At 42.2% G+C, this 18,380-nt stretch carries 6 protein-coding genes; 1 reads left to right on the top strand and 5 read right to left on the bottom strand.

The features are described from left to right. Nucleotides 1-344: 344 nt before the first annotated feature. Nucleotides 345-2,705: a PQQ-binding-like beta-propeller repeat protein gene (locus tag L990_RS02785; protein WP_047445310.1), complete on the bottom strand. Its 2,361-nt coding sequence runs from the start codon at nucleotides 2,703-2,705 to the stop codon at nucleotides 345-347. Nucleotides 2,706-2,904: 199 nt separating this feature from the next. On the opposite strand from L990_RS02785, the gene L990_RS02780 reads away from it, so the two are divergent. Further along, nucleotides 2,905-4,698: a S41 family peptidase gene (locus L990_RS02780; protein WP_197057217.1), complete on the top strand. Its 1,794-nt coding sequence runs from the start codon at nucleotides 2,905-2,907 to the stop codon at nucleotides 4,696-4,698. A gap of 45 nt (nucleotides 4,699-4,743) precedes the next feature. On the opposite strand, the gene L990_RS02775 is transcribed toward L990_RS02780, so the two are convergent. The 4 genes from L990_RS02775 to L990_RS19825 form a co-directional block, all read right to left on the bottom strand. Next, nucleotides 4,744-5,085: an ArsC/Spx/MgsR family protein gene (locus tag L990_RS02775; protein ID WP_047445306.1), complete on the bottom strand. Its 342-nt coding sequence runs from the start codon at nucleotides 5,083-5,085 to the stop codon at nucleotides 4,744-4,746. Between the two features lie 6 nt (nucleotides 5,086-5,091). After that, a protein-coding gene (prfB, locus tag L990_RS02770; protein WP_156121299.1) for a peptide chain release factor 2 occupies nucleotides 5,092-6,187 on the bottom strand; the annotation gives its coding sequence in 2 pieces (ribosomal slippage) (nucleotides 5,092-6,123 and nucleotides 6,125-6,187; 1,095 coding nt in all). A gap of 338 nt (nucleotides 6,188-6,525) precedes the next feature. After that, a complete protein-coding gene (locus L990_RS19045; protein ID WP_052180672.1) occupies nucleotides 6,526-7,482 on the bottom strand; it encodes a type IX secretion system membrane protein PorP/SprF in 957 nt (318 codons plus the stop codon). A 14-nt stretch (nucleotides 7,483-7,496) separates the two neighbouring features. After that, nucleotides 7,497-18,344 (bottom strand): T9SS C-terminal target domain-containing protein, encoded by a 10,848-nt coding sequence (locus tag L990_RS19825; protein WP_047445301.1) that lies wholly within the window; start codon nucleotides 18,342-18,344, stop codon nucleotides 7,497-7,499. Nucleotides 18,345-18,380 lie beyond the last annotated feature (36 nt).

Here is an 18,380-nt window from a genome sequence, read left to right as displayed (position 1 = left end):
GCCACCCCGCATCGATGCGCGCGGTGATGGTGAGCTCAAACTCATCGGCGCCTACCTTTTTGCTCTTCATCGCCCATGATACGGGGTCGGAAAGCTGGGCAAAAAGGTTCAACGTCACACCGATCGCTAAGAAAAACGAGAGTAAAACTTTTTTCGTCATTACTTCAGTTTTGGTTAAATTTTAAGTTGGCGTTTATACCCTAGTAAGGTATTAAAATAGAATACCCAACAGATAAGGTTGCTTTTGCAAAAAACAAGCCATATCGTAGCCTGCTATATTAGTTAAAAAAAAGAGGATTGAATAATCTCCTAAAAGGAAGGAGACCTAGAACCATTGAAGTTTATCATAAATTAAGCTTAAAAACGGATAGATTGCCAGAAAAATCGGATAAAATCAGAAAATCCTTAGCTACTGCAGCGGTAGTAAGTATGGGCGCCCCCAAGCTAGACTCCTTCTGAGCCAATCCGTTATCCCTATTTAGGATATACACCCTACCATCAAGCGCACCAAACACCACATATTTTCCCACTAAAATGGGGCTAGCGGTTACCGTTTTCATTTTGGCAGAACTGTTAGGCAACGTATTTATAATGGAAGGCAGCACCTCCGATTTCCACAACAGCCTCTCCTCCCTTACATTATAAGCAACAACACCGCTATTGGAGGTGCCAACCATAATCGTATCGCCCAAAACAAGCGGAACGCTGCTGGCGCTAACCTCGAATGGAAGCTTTGCCCGATATTTTACCTCGCCTGTTTGTGGGGCGAACCTATAGTAGTAGCTACCTGCGGTTAAATGGAAGAGGTCGTTGCTAAACGAGGAGTTTCCCTCGTAAACTTTTATACCCGAATCGTTGTAGCCCCAAAGTCGCCTACCACTCAAAGCATCGTAGCCCGTAATACCTTCTATATTAGAGGTGGCGAGCAAAACGCCATTACCCCAGGTTAATGTGGTAATGTTACCCTCCGAATTTTTGCGCTCGGTCTTCCATGCAACCACGCCCTTATCAATATCAAAGGCATAAATCGATTGCCCAATAGCTACATAGTACAATCCATTTTTAGCAATCCCACCGCCGGTAACATTTAGCTTGGGCACACCGTTTATCGCAATTGTCCACACCGGTTTCCCCGTCATCACATTTAAGGCGTAAACGTTTCCCAAAACATCAGCGGCAAGTACAACGCCCCTATCGAATGCTAGGCTATTTTTAATTGCCTCCTTGGTAAAGTAGAACCAGAAGCTCTTACCTGTCTTTAAATTGAAGGCGGCAAGCCTCGATCGCCCCTCGGCATCGTAGTTAGAGGCAGTAATGGCGATACTATCAGCTATTAAAGGCGAAGAGTAGAGGGTAGATCCCAATCCGCTAACCGTCCGCTTATGGCTTAAGGTTCCCCGAAAGGATGCTGCTATTGGTTTATGATGCTCCACATTGCCTGCAAGGGCATACCACTGAGCTTCGATGCGGGTAGAGTCTGGCACAAAGGGTTTGATGTAGGCAGTAACCTCGTCGGTTAGCACCTCACCCCTGCTTGTTGTTGCAACAACTCGGATAAAACATTTTTGGGTAGAATCGTTGGCTGTAAGAAGGAATCCGCTCCACGTCCAACCGCTAAGCTGGTTTAGCTCACTCCACCGAAAAGCAACCCCATCGGTAGAGAACCCTGCTTTTACCTTCTCTATTTTACTTTCAGACGAATATGCGTTGGCATAAATTCGGATTTTTTCATTTTCGACTTCAGCCGTATCGGTAGGATAAACAAGCGAAACCTTGGAAGGGACATTGGTAAGTACCGTTTCGGTAGCTATCTCCGTTTTAGCATTTACCGATACCAGCTTAACACCAGCAGGAGAATAGTCGCCTCCTCCCCTCTCGGCAGGTGCAGTCGCAATGGTCGAAGTTGCCAGCTTTCCCCTGTAATCATAAATATTTGCATTCCACCCAGCTTCTACCACTGCCTTTATGTTGTAGTTGGACATATTAAAAGAGAGTCCACCTGCAGATAAGATCGGATTGCTATTTACAAGAACCGAATTGTTGACAATTACCGTAGGAATCCTAATTCCACTTGCTTCGATATCTGACTTTAGCCATTCTATTGCCTGTGCTGCTTTGCGACTGCTATTCGAGAGTACCACAAAATGTACCCCACCCCAGTTGAAGGAGTAAAAAGCTGGCCGCAGCTCCTTTTCCTTTGGTCCCACCACCGACCAGAATGAAGGAAACAGCAAGCTATCTGCACCATAGTAAAATGCTCCGGCTGTAATCAGGAAATCAGCATTTCGGCTAGTAAGAGCATCACCTACATGTTTTAATGTATTGCTCAGCACCAAAGAGTCGGCATAATTTACAATGCCAAATGAAAATCTCTTCTTTACAGATTCGGAATTTCTGACAAGCGGAAAATCATACCGATCGAGCCCATTTATAATCTTTTGAAAAAAGGGTGTTGCCTTGTAGCCATCTGGCTGGGTAAGGGTGATGAAGGTAGCCTCGGGATTAAGCGATATGCTATACCTACCGTTCTGGTCTGTTTTGCACACAGTGTACCCATCAGATATAAGAACGTTCCCCATCGGAACCTCTATATTATGTCCCTTTTTGTTTGTCGATATAGAGGTAACCGTCCCTTCGACCACCCTACAGCTAGCCTCTAAGGACAAAAAAAATACTATGACAAAGAAAGTTATGATATATCTCATGCGGCAACTATTGATTCTGCAAATCTATCATTTACAGCAACTCCCAAATGTGAAATATTGCTAGAATCCGTTGCTATATTCAAGCTTTAATAGCTAAAAGTGTCTTCAAAATATATTAGCTGGCATTATGGTTAGTGAAAATAATTATATTGCGAATGTTTAAAAACCTAACAAAATGCTTACATTAAAAAGAAATTCAGTGAAAATTTTATGCATGGTTGCCCTACTGGTAGCCGTGGCTACATCATGTAAAAAAGACGATGATGTTGAAAAAGGAAACGTAGATCTTAGCGTTACCATTTCAGCCGATAAAGCAAAGACAGATATCGGAACAACCGTAACCTATACAATAACAGCAAAAAACATAGGAGAACAAGCTGCAACAGCCGTTGTTGTAGACGATCGCATACCTGCAGGCTTAGTATTTGAAAGCGGCGCCACCCAAACTGGAAGTTACAATGCTGAAAAAGGGATCTGGACCATTGGAACGTTACAAAAATCAGCAACAGCAACCTTAACACTAAAAGTTAAAGTTGCAGGCTACAGCAATCAGCTAAAAAACAGGGTAAGCATCTCTTCATCCGACCAAGACAGCGAGAATGGTAACAATTCGGCCATTGCTACCATTGCCACAAACTTACCCAAGTTCTCTAAAGAACAAGGATGGTCTTTTGATGTATTTGACACTATGCAGTCTATCTATCTTTGGGAAGACGCCTTACCCGCTGCTATAGATCCAGCAAAGTACGCTTCTCCTGAGAATCTTTTAGAATATCTAAAAGGATTAAAGATTAATCCAGAGACCAATCAGCCTATTGATAGGTATAGTTTCCTTGATAAAATAGGAAACCTATCAGGTGAAATTGGAGAAGGTAAAGCAAAAGGAGACTACGGTTTCATGATCACAGCGGGAATGAACGCAGCTAAGCAAGTTAGCTTCTACGTTACATATGTCTATAAGCAATCACCAGCAGGCGTTGCCGGTGTTGAAAGAGGACTAGAGCTAGTAGGTATTAATGGAAGTTCTGAAGTTCATCCTGAAGTAACTGCAGATGGTTACCTAGACAGCAAATCTATCGGTTATATAAATGTAGTTAATGCCCTATTCTCTTCCGAAAAAGCGGCGTTCTCATTTAAGAAAACAGACGGTACCACTTTAAACGCAGACTTATCAGTTGGAGATTATAACATTAATAGCGTACTACACTCTTCAACATACGATATTAGCGGAAAGAAAATCGGATATGTTGTATTCAACCAGTTTTTAGGAACTCCAGCACAAACCGAACTGCAAAATGTTATCTCTGATTTCGAATCAAAAGGTGTTCAGTATTTAATTGTCGATCTAAGATATAATGGCGGTGGTGCTGTTGCAACATGCCAGTACTTCAGCAACCTAATCTTACCTAAATCGGCAACAGGGAAAGATATGTTTACCTACAGGTATAACCCCGAGTTCACTAAATATTGGGTATCGAAAAACTACGCTCTTACCGTAAAAGTCAGCAAAACGAATAATTTCGAACCTCTTAAGATATATTTTATCGTTGGCAGCGGTACCGCTTCTGCTTCCGAGCTCCTAATTAACAACATGAAGCCCTACTATCCAGGTAACGTATTCCTAATTGGAGGAACCACCCACGGAAAACCTTGTGGATTCAGGGGAATTCCAATTGGCTATGATCCAAATCAAGCAACCACCAAAGAAGGTTACGACTTGTATGCGGTGGATTTCGAAACAGTGAATGCAAACAAGGAAGGTGGTTACTATACAGGAATGGTACCTGGTAGTAGCAAATATCCTGGCATAAAGGAGTACGACTCATACCTAATTCCTTGGGGAGATACTAGAGACCTACGACTTGCACAGGCAATTAGCCATATTACAACAGGATCGTTTAAGGCAACTACCGCAAAATCGTCCTACAAAGAGTTAAAGGGTGGCGATGTCGACCGTCAATTCAAAGGCATGATCGATTTTAAAAGAAAATAGGCAGCAATTATATGAAAAGAAAGAGGTCGGAAATTCCGACCTCTTTTATTTTAGTAAAGCATCAATATTCTCGGCAGGAAGCGCAATAACAGCCTTCATTCTATCCACAACAATAGGCCGCTTAAGCAGCTTCGGATTTTCGAGGATAATTCTTATCCACTCTTCGTCGGTAAAGTTTTTACCCTTTAGTTCCTTAAGGTAGTACTCCTCGTGCGTACGCACTAAATCAAATGGTTTTAGGTTGGTCTTTAAAAGAATTTCTCTAAGATCATCCTCGGTTAGCCCATCCTTTAGGTACTCGTAAATCTCGATCTCCGCCACTCGCTGCCTCAAGTATTCAAGGCCGATGCGGCATTTAGAACATCGCGGGTTATAGTAAATCTTCATAGTATATTATTCTTCGTCGGCGCCAAACTGCATTAGGTACGATTTGGTAAACTCGTTTATATCGCCATCCAGCACCGCATTAACGTTGGAGGTTTCGTAATCAGTCCTCAAATCTTTCACCATCTTATAGGGATGTAGCACGTAGCTTCTAATTTGAGATCCCCACTCTATTTTTTTCTTCTTTCCTTCAATTTCAGCCTGAATCTCCATCTTTTTACGAAGTTCCATCTCGTAAAGGTGCGAACGAAGAATTCGCAGCGCATTTTCCTTATTTTGAAACTGAGATCGGCTTTCGGTGTTTTCGACAACAATACCTGTGGGGATGTGCCGCACACGAACACCGGTTTCTACCTTATTTACATTTTGTCCACCAGCACCGCTCGAACGGTAGGTATCCCACTCCAAGTCGGCCGGATTGAGGTTAATTTCAATCGTGTCGTCAATAGATGGGGAGACAAAAACAGAAGCAAAGGTGGTCTGCCTCTTTCCCTGAGCATTAAAAGGAGATATGCGCACCAACCGATGCACCCCATTCTCGCTTTTGAGGAAACCGTAGGCAAAAATTCCTATAAACTCTAGTGTGACACTTTTTATTCCGGCCTCTTCTCCATCTTGAATGTCGATAACCTTAACCTGCATGTTGTTTCGTTCGCCCCAACGAACATACATCCGCATAAGCATTTGAGCCCAATCCAAGCTTTCGGTTCCACCCGCGCCAGAGTTGATCTTCATAATAGCGCCAAGCTTATCCTCCTCCTTGCGAAGCATATTTCGCATTTCTAAATCCTCGATTAGAGACACCGTCAAATTCTTTTGCTCCTCAACATCCTCCTCCGAGGCTTCACCTTCCTTGGCAAAATCGAAGATGACCTGAAGATCCTCAATATTTTTCTTTACCTCGTTGTAGGAGGTAATCCAACTTTTTATTTCGGCAATTTTTTTAAGCTGCTCCTCGGCTTTTTTAGGATCATCCCAAAAATCGGGGGCCTGCGACTTTTCCTCCTCCTCTTCGAGGGTAATTAGGCGGCTATCAATGTCAAAGATGCCTCCTCAGCGCCTGCTCGCGCCTCACAATGTCTTTTAGTTGTTCTTGCGTTATCATCAAGTTAAAAATGATTTATCGCAAAGGTATAAAAATAGTCGACGCCGATACGCCTCTATCTTAAATACGAAAAAAGGAAAAAGAAACCATTGAAATACCTAATCACCTGCATTAAAGCAACCAATTTAACACGTGAAATAACGATTCGACAACAACAGCAACGCAGATTTCTATGCGTATTGCAGAAGCAAAATGCTGAAGATACAAAAACAACCGCGCAGGCATTGCGAATTAACCGTCATATGGGAAAATGCTCTAATCCAATCATCATAAAAAAAGCCCCCTAGACTAAAGGGGGCTTAAAGAGTATGCCAATAGCAGCTCGGAATAACTTCCTGCTACTTAATTTTATCGAATAGAATACCAATCATTACCTCATGCGTTCCGCTTGTATACTGCCCCAATTTGGTAAACGACCAGTCGAACGCATAACCAATAAGGTATCGGCGCTCGAAAACAGTTCCAAACATTAAAGCCGCGGCATCGCCATACCTAAATGACACCCCGCCCCACACCTGACTTTGCTTTCTACGCACCTCAACGTTGTACGTTACCTTACAGTTTAACTCTGGCACAAATGGAGCCCCATTCATGAACTTAAACAACACGGTTGGTTCGACGGCTAACTCGCGGTTTACATTTAAAATATAGCCACCCGTAGCATAAATATGCTGCTTTAGCTTATTCAGCCCTACCGATTGGTTATTTAGGTTTAGCTTACTTCCAAAAAGATGCTGGGCGGCAATCCCAAACTGCATGTTAGATCGGTAAAGATACACGCCCATGTTAGCATCAGGAGCAAAAGCACTCATCGAAGAGGCGAGCAAGGCCGGATCGCGCTGCCAAAGGTCCATCAGTTCTGGATAAAAGACTAAATCGCCGGCATCGAGCTTCGAACCATCCACCTTATACTGCAAGCCCCCTAACGACAGACCCGCTGACAAAGAAAATTCCTCTGTTAGCTGCACATTATAGGCGTAAGAGAGCAAAAAAGCCGTAGTATTAATTGGCCCAACCATATCGCTGTACAGCTGACCTCCCCACCCCATACGCTTGGTTACGGAAGGTCCATAAGCAGCAAGCTGGTAGGTTTGAGGAGCACCGTTTATACCGGTCCACTGAAAACGGCTGTTTACACGAACCTGGTAGCTGCCCAGCGTACCTGCCACTGCTGGATTAAGCGTGTAGGGATTCCACATATACTGCGAGAGCTGTGGATCCTGCTGGGCTTTTACATCCGGCAGCCAGATTAATACCGCGAGTATCGTAATGGTTATTTTTAAATATCTCTTCATAGCTTGCAGTATTATTATCGTATAATAGATACAGAACCCGTCACAGGAGGTAAATTACCGCGGTTAGGCTTAATAACATAGTAGTACGTTCCTGTTGGCAATTCGGTACCATTGTGGCGTCCATCCCAGTTATTTTTATACGGCTTAGCATGGTAAATGAGCGATCCCCATCGGTTGAATATCTCTACCTCCAAGTTAGGATACTCTAGCAGCTCCTCGTCAAATACCACACGCCAAGTGTCGTTAAATCCATCTCCATTTGGAGTTATGGCATTAGGTGGATTAATACCACTTTGAGGATAAACTAGCAAATTAAGCACCTCGGTACAAAACAGCGTATTAACAGTAACCGTAATCACCTCGAATGGATTTGTAAACTTAGAATTCACAATGGCCACTTGGTCATCCGATTTCACCATATTCAACCAACTCACATTTTCTGGCATCCAAGTGATGCTGGAGTAAGGAGCATCTGTATGCCTAGGGATAAGGCGAACCTCCTGCTCCTGATCCTTCGGAATTCTGATTGCTTGCACATTCAACCCGCCCTTATCTAAAGAAGGAATGGCAGACGTGCGCAAGTAAGGGTCAAGGAATGGGTATACCATAACGCTAGTGGTATCTACATCGTAGCAGAGATTCGAATGGTTTACCACCTTAAAGATGTAGCGATTCTTGACCTTTCTATCTTCGTCGAGCTGATCCTTCGTGATCTTTACCGTTTGGAAAACCTGATCCTGAAAATCCTTACCAAGAGTCTCTTTATAAGTTTTTATATACTCTGGACTACTTGGAAGGTTACTCCAAGAACAGAAATAGCGATTAGCCTTTTTCTCTCCATTAAAAATAACCTCATCCGCTTGAGCTTGCTCCGATGCATTGATGCCTCCGCCATAAGTTACATTAGAGTTAAGGCATACCAAAGCTTCTTTAGGATATGCAAACGCTTCAAAATCGTTTTCGGGTTTTACAGTAATCTTATAAGACTTACCTTCCTCGCATACGCCTCTTGCTTCTACCACGCGATACATAACGGTATAAGATAATCCCGAAAGCTGAGAAATCGTACGTGAGGTTCCTGCAGTAAATGGATAAAACCCATCTCCCTGTAAGCCATCATTAGGTGTAACAGGAGTGTCCAGCGCAAACCCAGCCTCTTTCTTAAAGAAGTAGGTAGCATCAGTAGCAAAATTTCCTCCAATTGACTTGATCTCTATTGATCCTCCCAATTTTTGGGCATCATCCTTATTTACAAAACGCTTACATTCTGAACCGACAACTGCATCACCAACAACAATATGCTCTCCAGTCACTTTTACCTCATCAAACTGATTACATCCGTTTTTATCGGTGGCAATAATCGCATAAGTGCCCTCTTTAAGCATATCAAACTTCACATTTCCAGCGTCTGTCAATGTTTTCTTCGAAATCTCGATCTTATCCTTAAATAAATACACATCATACCCAGGGACTCCATCCTTAATATCATAAGAAATAACACCAGCAGGACTCGTTGCACACCAAGTATTTATATTACTGGTTGCCAAATCTAACGCTAGAGTAATTTTAGTATCAGGTTCGGTAATCGTTATGTCTTTATCGACAAAACAGCCAGCTGCATCGCCAACATATGCGGTATATACTTGCGCTTTTAGATTTATAAATACTGGACTATCCACCCAAGTTCCTGCCGATCCTTTAGGAGTCAGCTCATACTTCAACGGATCTGTTCCGCCAGAAGCTTTAAGAGTAATAGCACCAGTAGCAGCACCTCTACATAGAACATTTGTAACAGTCTCATCGAGCATTTTCAGCTCTGTAAGGGTTGCAATATCTACCGTTAGCTTATCCGATTCGCAGCCAAACTCATCAACCACATATATGGTATACGTTTTACTAGGCTGAAGTGCGGTTATTCTATGTCTTACAGGATCGTAAGCTGCATATACAACGCCATCAGCATCGGTACACTTAACTGTGTAGTTCTTTAACCCGTCTGGGACCTTTATCTCGATATAATATTCTCCATTTACAAAACATTTGGCAACTAAACCGATTGCTGGTGCAGTATATACAGGAACGGTAACATCTAAAGTAACCTCGAAGTTGCTATTATCAACAACCTTTACGGTATAATCACCAGGATCAACACCAGCAAACGTAACCTTAGCATCATCTCCAACCTTAGTATCAAGGATTGTCGGATCACCTTTCTTTGTATATGTCACCGTGTATGGTTTTGCCCCATTCGTAATGGTTACCTCTATAGAACCTTTAGGATCTTTACAGTTTCCGCCAATACCCTTAGCCTCGGCTGCTATTGCACCAATGGTGATATCGCCTGTAAACGAACAACCTTTTTCGTCCTCTACCAAAATGGTGTAAGTACCCAAGAGTAACTTATCAGATATAAATGGAATTCCCTCTCCAATAACTACAAACGAAAGTTCAGAACCAGAAGCCTTGTCTAAGCAGGTAATCTTGTACAAACCGCTACCTCCTGTTGCAACTACTTCTATACTTCCGCTTTTATCTGTAGGGTTGGCAGGAACCTTGGTAACTTTTATGGTTGCCTTTACCTCTGTTGGCTCAGCAATATTGTGCTGCTCGGATATGCTACATCCAGAACCATCTTTAATTTCAATAGTAGCAACACCAACCTTAAGGTTATCTACGGTGTAAAGATTTGCAGCATCAGGAGTCAATACATTACCGTTTGCAGTAACAACCAATCCAGCCGAAGCTCCTTCTACATTAAAAGTAATCTGTCCTGTAGAACCACCAAAACACTTAACATCAACAACCTTTAAATTGGTAATTTTCAAAGTTGCGGTAGAAATTATCTCCACCTCCTTAGAGGCAGAACAGCCTGTTTCGTCTGTAGCCGTTACGGTAAACTTCCCAGCATCAAGATCGTCGAAAATACCTGTATCATTAGTTTTTGCTCCAATAGAATAGGTTATTTTACCTACACCACCAGCAGCAACTGCAACTATCTTACCCTTCGAAGTACAAGTTTGGTTCAATGCTTCAGCTATAGTAAGAACGATTGCAGCAGGCTCTACAATAACAACATCTGCACTCTTCTTTACGCATGCTTTGGTATCCGTTATGCTAATGGTATAGGTACCAGCCGGCAAATCAGAGAATTGCCCTGTTTTGTTAGTTACAGGCTTACCTGCCACAACAGTAGAGTACGTTAACTCACCAACACCACCAGATGCCGTAATATTTACAGAACCTAGATTCCCATTACATTTTGGTTGAACAGCATCAACCTTATCAATCACTATCGCTGGATAGCTTGCAATTTCGGTATTTACAACCGTACTACAACCGTTAGCATCTGTTACCGTAATTGCATACTTAGAAGGATGTAATCCTGAGATTATATTTCCCGCAACAGAAGCAGGACTTCCCGGATTTGGAGTTTCTGCTGCCCATGTTATCGTATAGACTGGCTTACCGCCTGTAACATCAAGCTCCACGGTACCATCTGTAGTACCAGCACAAATAGGAGTAGTAGCATTCTTAACATTTGCAACCAATGCAACTGGACTCTTTATGGTAACAGTAGTAGTATAAACAGAGTTTGTTGCATCAGTAACAGAAAGAACGTAATCCCCTGCTGCCAGATCAGTAATGCTAAATGCTCGTGCAACAACATCAAATGGACCATTAACAGTACCACCCTTAGGTTGCCATGTCAGTTTGAAAGGTTCAACACCGCCCTTAACGGCTATATCAAGCTTACCAAACTTATCGGTGCTACATTTAACATCAGTAACTGTAACATCCAACTTTAACTCCTCTAGAGCAATTGGTCCAACCTCTCCAACACATCCATTTTCGTCAGTAACAATAACCTTATAGTTACCACTAGGAAGCTTGTTAAAGTTAACTTCGACACTACCTGTAGTAGCATTAGATAGTTCGGTCCCGGTATCAGCATTAACTAACGAGTAGCTGTACAAACCAGAGCCACCTGTAGCAATTACCACAATACTTCCATTATAGGCGCCATCTGCTGATGGAGTTACCAACTTCACCACCTTAACAACAATTGCGTCTGGATCAACCAAAGTTACCTGCTTGGTAGCACGTACGCCCAATGCATCTTCTACAATGATATCGTAAACACCGGCCTTCAGATTCGGGAATAGATGATCTGGCCCAAAATTTTTACCGTTATCGATAGAGTATTTCATTACGCCACTACCACCAGAAGCATAAATATCAATAGATCCATTTTGCTCGGCATGACATTTAGGGTTAACCAGAATAACGTCATCAATACTTAGATTTGATTTTGCAATCAGCTCTATCTCGTCGCTTACTGCTAAACAGTGGTTTTTATCTTCTACAACAACCTTATACTTCCCTGGATTTAATCCCGTAAAAATACCAGTTGTACTAGTTAGCGTGGTTCCTTCTAATTTATACGTGTATGGTTTAACCCCTCCAGAAACAACCGCAGTTATAGTTCCATCTGCGGATGATTTAGAAGACGGATCTACCTTCGTCAGAGAATCAAATTTCAATAATGCAGGCCCCGAAATCCCAAATGGGAATTTTTGCGGACAAGCGTTATCGTCGCTGATAAACATATTATAGTTTCCAGAACTAAACCCACTTACCTCTATTGTAAATTCTCCAGCATTGGCTCCTGGAGTTGACTTAAAGGTATAGTCAACACCTTCGGTTAAGGTAACACCTGTAACCTTGTTGACGAAGACACAAGTCAGTGCACCTTGTACGCCCGAGACATTGATTACAGCCCGTCCCTTATCGCCAAAACATTTAATATTATCGACGGTATAGTTAATCACCTTGATTTTGGTAGATCCACCTCCGCTTACAATAGAAATTGTTGTGGGCCAAGTTGCAGGACAAGTTCCCCCATCTGTTACCTCGACCAAGTAGTTCCCCAAAGCAACATCAGTAAATAAGCCGTTTGTATTAGACGAAACCAACACCTTACTTCCTGCTCTTAAAAGATTATAAGTAAAGACACCACTTCCTCCGGCCGCCGTAACTGTAATAGTACCTCCTATGGCACATTTGGTATCAGTCTTAACTACAGACGCTATATTTATAGCAGTTGGAGTTGTTAAAACAACGGTCTGAGGTGCCGATTCACACCCCGCTCCATCCTTAACGGCTACGGTGTAAGTCCCCGCAGTTAAAGCAGTATATAATCCAGTTGTATTATTAAATGCAATGCCATCATTAGCATAAGAGTAAGGCGCCGTACCTCCTGTCGCTGTAAGCGTTATTGTTCCAGATGTCGGATTTCCACAAACAGGGTTGGCTGATTTAACCGTCATGTTCAGGGCTGGATTTGCTGCTATTGTATGGTTGGCCGTAGCAGCACAACCTTTACTATCTGTAACCGTAACAATATAGCTAGCAGGTGCTAAATTGGTTATTGTTTGTCCTACTAACGTACCACCTATAACTGGAACTCCAGCATTATCCCCTGTCCAAGATATAATGTAAGGATTAGTGCCCCCATTTACAGCGACATCAACTTTGCCGGTAGCAGCACCAGAACATAACGTTGCTGTTGCATTTTGCAAAGCAATAGCAAGCTTAGCGGGCTCATTAATAGTTGCCGACTTAGTAACTGACGTACCATTCACATCGGTAATCACCAATGAGTAATTTCCTTTGTCTAACCCCGTAATTTGATAGGTTGCAGTTGGAGATGTATAGTTCTTAACTGAAGCATCAGGATAGGTTACCTTAATATCGTAAGGAGCCACACCTCCTGCTATTGTAACATCAATTTTACCATCTTTTGCGCCATTACAATTGATATCAGTAGGCGATAATGTTGCCGTTAGGTTTGCCAAGGTTACATCTACAGTAACAGGACCACAACCCTTAACATCACTTACCGAAATTGTGTAATTTCCTACACCCAGATTACTAAATATACCTGTTGCATTCGTAGCTCCACTAGGAGTAAGCTTATAGGTGTAAGGCGCTGTTCCTCCCGTTGCAATTACAGAAATACTTCCATTAGCATTGCCAGCCGAAGGAGGAACTACAACTGGAGTTCCTAAAACCAGAGGTGCTGGCTCAACAATATCCACTGCTTGAGTTTGCTTACAGGTAGGATCGTTACTATCTGAAACAGAAACTATATAATTTCCGCCAGCTAGATTCCCTGTCGTAATTGTATAATTAGCACCTGCTTTATTTACTGTAGGAGCAGGAATTGGAACACCACCCTTTGTAATAACAACTGTAGGTGTGCCTACAATTCCAGAAACTGTAAGTGAAATGGTAGATGTTCCTCCATTACAGGTTATAGCAGGAGCTACAATATTGCTAAAAGAGATAGACGATGGAGATGTTAGCGTAATAGTTGGAGTAGCAACCTTAGCACAATTATTCGCATCAGTAACCTCAACGGTATAAACGCCCGCTGCAACATTCGTGAATTTACCATCAGCATTCGTAGCAATAGGGGCACCTCCTTTAACTAAGCTATACTTCAACGGGTTTGTACCTCCTGCCGCTACCACTGTAATAGTCCCTGCAGCACTGCATGTTGGATTTGTAAAATTATGCGAAGTGATAGTAATTGGAGTTGGCTGATTTAGTGTCACATCTTTTGTAACCGCACAGCTATTAGCATCAGTTACCGTAACGGTATAATTACCCTTTACAAGATTAGAGAACGCTCCACTTACAAAAGGTGCCACGGGATTTAAGGTTACGGTATATCCAGGTGTTCCTCCTGTTGGAGCAACTAATATACGTCCGTCGTTAAGTCCACTACAGCTAATATTAAATGCCTGTACATTAGGCACAATTGCATTCGGTTCTGTTATATTTATTGGCGCAGTTTGCTCACATCCGCCATTATCCTTAACTTTAATGGTATACGAACCAGCACCTAAACCTCCTATCTTATTAGACGGAGTATATGGGTTAGTATTAACCGTATAAGACAAAGGAGCCACACCTCCTGATGCAACAATAGTTACAGTTCCAGTCTTATCTCCGTTACATTTTACATTTGTGGTAGTAGTTGCGGCCAAATCGATTGTCAATGCATTAGGTGCTTTAACGACCTTATCTCCAACCGTAAAAATACACCCATTTGCATCTTTTACCTTGATAGAATATGTATCTGCAGATAAGTCCGTAAAATTGTTACTTGGGCCATAGCTAACCCCATTATCCTTCGAGTAGAACAAAGGAGTAACACCTCCACCGGCTGCAATAAAGATACTTCCAGTCTTGCTAGTAGAGCAACCTGTAACATCAGTAACGGTGGCTATGGCTGTAATAGGAGCTGGTTCTCCAACGGTAACATTACCAATGTTTTTAACACATCCAGCCCCATCTGTAATCGTAAGATTATAGTTACCAGCAGCAAGTCCTGTAATTGAAGTTCCAGTTAAAGGTTTGTTTCCAGCACCTATATTATATTGATAGGGAGCCGTTCCCGAATTGATTGTAAGGTTTATAGATCCCGTTTTATCTCCACTACAAGGCTTTACATCAACGGTCGAAGCCGTAACATCTAGAGCTACAGCTCCTTTAATAGACACTGTCACTATATCTGATTCACAGCCATTAGCGTCTTTAACTCTCACATTATAATCTCCTGCAGCAATCCCAGTAAAAGAAGCTGTTGGACCATAAGTTCCTGTTGTTCCTCCTTTTATTGAGTATAAATATGGAGCTTTCCCTCCTGTAACTGTAATATCTATTTGCCCAGTATTTGGACCAGCGCAGTTTACATCAACTTTTGTAACTGCAGGTACTATTTTGCCAGGATTATTTAGCGTAACATCCGATTGCTTTGTACAGCCAGCATTATCCTTTACTGTAATAGTAAATGAACCTGCTGCTAAATTCGGGAATAGGTTAGGGAATTGAGACGGCCCACCATTTGAAGAATAGCTTAACGGAGCAGTTCCACCGGTAGCATTTACAGTAATAGATCCATTACTCTCACCAAAACACTTAGGATCAACCGTATCAATCGAATTTATTACAATATTTGCTGGTTGATCAACCTTATAGTCACCCAACTTTACGCTACAGGTCTTGTTTGCGACATCGCGTATAAAAATTGGATGGGTTCCAGCGAGAAGATTAGGGAAAGAATTTAAAACATCCCAAGTTGTTCCATCCTTCGAATACTCGTAATTTCCGCTTCCGCCCACCGGATTAATAACTGTGATTGCTCCTGTTGCATCTCCAAAGCATTTAGCGACATTCGTAACATTTACTGTCGCAGTTATAGCAGCTGATTGAGTAATCGTTATTGCTATCAAATTTTTAGTACAAGTCAGATTAGCTGCATCTTGAATTGCCATCTGGTAAGTTCCAGCAGGTAAACTAGTAAAAGTTCCTGCTGTCTGCCAAGTTCCTCCCCCATCTCTAGAATATCTGTATGTCCCTGATCCACCTTTCGGATTGGTAACCGTGATTGTGCCTGTAGAGGTTCCAAAACAAGTAATGTTGGTTTGAGAAACCGTAGCCGACATTGGTGATGGTTCTATTATGTTAGCTACACCTATGGGAGAAGTACATGTCGGAGTAACCTTATCTCTAACGACAAGGGTGTATGTTTTTGCAAATAAACCATTAAAAGCAGCATTAGGAGACCACGAACCACCATTGTCAACAGAATACTCATACTGACCCGAGCCACCTGTTACGCTTTTAAACGTAATACTTCCATTATTATTCCCGGCGCATCCAGTAACATCAACCTTAGTAAAAGCGGCTGTAATCTTCACAGGTGCAGTTATAACCAGTGTACCAAGTGGCTTTACACATGTTATAGCAAGTTTATCTCGCATAGATACCGGATAGGATCCAGCAAATAACCCTGTAATCGTCGAGGCGACATCCCACTTTACTCCATCAACAGAATATTCATATTGACCAGAACCGCCTGCCGAATTTTTTATGGTAATTGTCCCATTATTGGCATTATAGCATCCTGTTACGTCCGTTTTACTTATGGTTGCGCTAAGCGCTGCTGGTTCTGTTATTTTTACAGTACCCAACGTTTTAAAACAGGTTATACTATTCTTATCCCTAATTTGAAGCGTGTAGGTATTAGGTGCTAGGTTGATAAAATTAGGAGTAGGAACCCATGTACCTGAAACATTATACTCGTATACCCCCGAACCGCCTTGCGGATTGGCAAAAGTAATAGTTCCATTTGCAGAACCATTACAGGTTACGTTAGTAGAAGTATAGGTAGCAGTCAATGCTGGTTTTGCAGTCAAAACCAAAGCCGGGTTGATTGGCATTTGGCATGTAGGGTTGTTCCTATCCCTAATCATAACATTATAGGTACTGGCTGATAATCCAGTGAATGTGCCAGATGTAGCCCAACTTTTACCGCCATCAACGGTATAATCATATACGCCTGAACCGCCTTGTTCGTTGCTTATAATAATTTGCCCATCGGGTGTTGCGCTACATCCAGAAACTGGATTTGCGGTAACAGATGCCGAAAGTTTCACGGGCTGATTTACGGTAATTGTTTTAGAAGCAACACAAGCGTGATCGACAGAGCTACGAGCCGTTATGGTATATGTTCCCGCTATTAGTCCTGTAAATGTACCAGCAGGAGAAAAAGGGCCTCCGTCTTTCGAATACTCCAACGCACCTAAGCCACCTGTTGCGGTTGCTGTAATGGTTCCATCGTTATTCCCAAAGCAAACCGACACATCGGTTGCAGCTAGCGTAAGGTTAATTGCAGCAGGCTGATTAATAACAATCGGGTTGTTTGGATAGGTGTAATCGCATAAGTTCTTATCCTTAATCAATAAGCCATAAGTCCCTGCTGAAAGTCCTGTTGCTGAAATACTATAAACAGGAGTTGGAGAATAAGAGACTCCATTATTTATAGAGTAGGTATATGGAGACGTTCCACCCGCTAAAGAAAGTTTTAAACTACCTGTCGAAGAGCCGTTACATGTTGGCTCTACTATTATCAAATCCTTAAATTCAATATCCACAGGGTCGGACACGTGAATTTTAATAAGGTCATAATCACCTGTAGCTTCGCCAATCTTAGCAATATAATCTCCCGCGGCTAGATTGTCTAGCACAGAAGATGTTGCTCCAGGAATATCTTTATTATTAGCATATCGCCATTGATAGGTATAGGGGGGCGTTCCGTTTTCAACAAGATCAATGGATATCTTACCATCTTTACCTCCTGGACATTTAGCGTCAACAACAGAAGCCGTGATTTTGTATTTCCCACTATTGGAATTCGTTGACTTGAAGAACCCTGTTCTTGCAGTGGTTTTAACTGAAGCCGAAGCAACTAAAGGATTAGCCTTTATAGTTCGATTCATAAAGTTAACACTCGAACCTTTTACTTCTACCTTTCCACTAGTTGATACCCCTGTTACAAAAGAGTAATTTGCTTGAGGTTCAAATATAAGATTTAAGGCAAGCTTTGTTGATGAAAAGGCAACATAAGCACTCTCGTTAGATGTAAATCGGAGTGTTCCTGCCCAACTTTGTTTAGATGAAAAATTGGAAGAACCGTTTACGTTTATTTCGTAGTTACCTTGAAGTCCAGAATTTGCAGCGGCATCCGACCAGTGAAGTTCCTTGACAGATACATTTCCAGAAAGAGCAATAACTCCATCCATTAAAAATGAATTTCTATCAATACTAACTACATCATTCCCTGTAGGAATTGCAGCACCACCCTTGCCTCCTGATGTGTACGACCAGTGATTTGGATCATTCCAGCTACCACTGCCGCCAACCCAAAATCTTTCTTGAGCCAATCCACTAACACACAACAGCCCAAATATCCCAACAAGAATAACCTTGGCGCACCTATTTATAAATCCCATCCCAAAAGTGGTTTGTATTTAATAAAGCTAATCCCC

This window comes from Alistipes sp. ZOR0009 (assembly GCF_000798815.1).
In the GTDB taxonomy this organism is placed as follows: domain Bacteria; phylum Bacteroidota; class Bacteroidia; order Bacteroidales; family ZOR0009; genus Acetobacteroides.
This window is presented reverse-complemented; position numbering and strand designations above follow the sequence as displayed.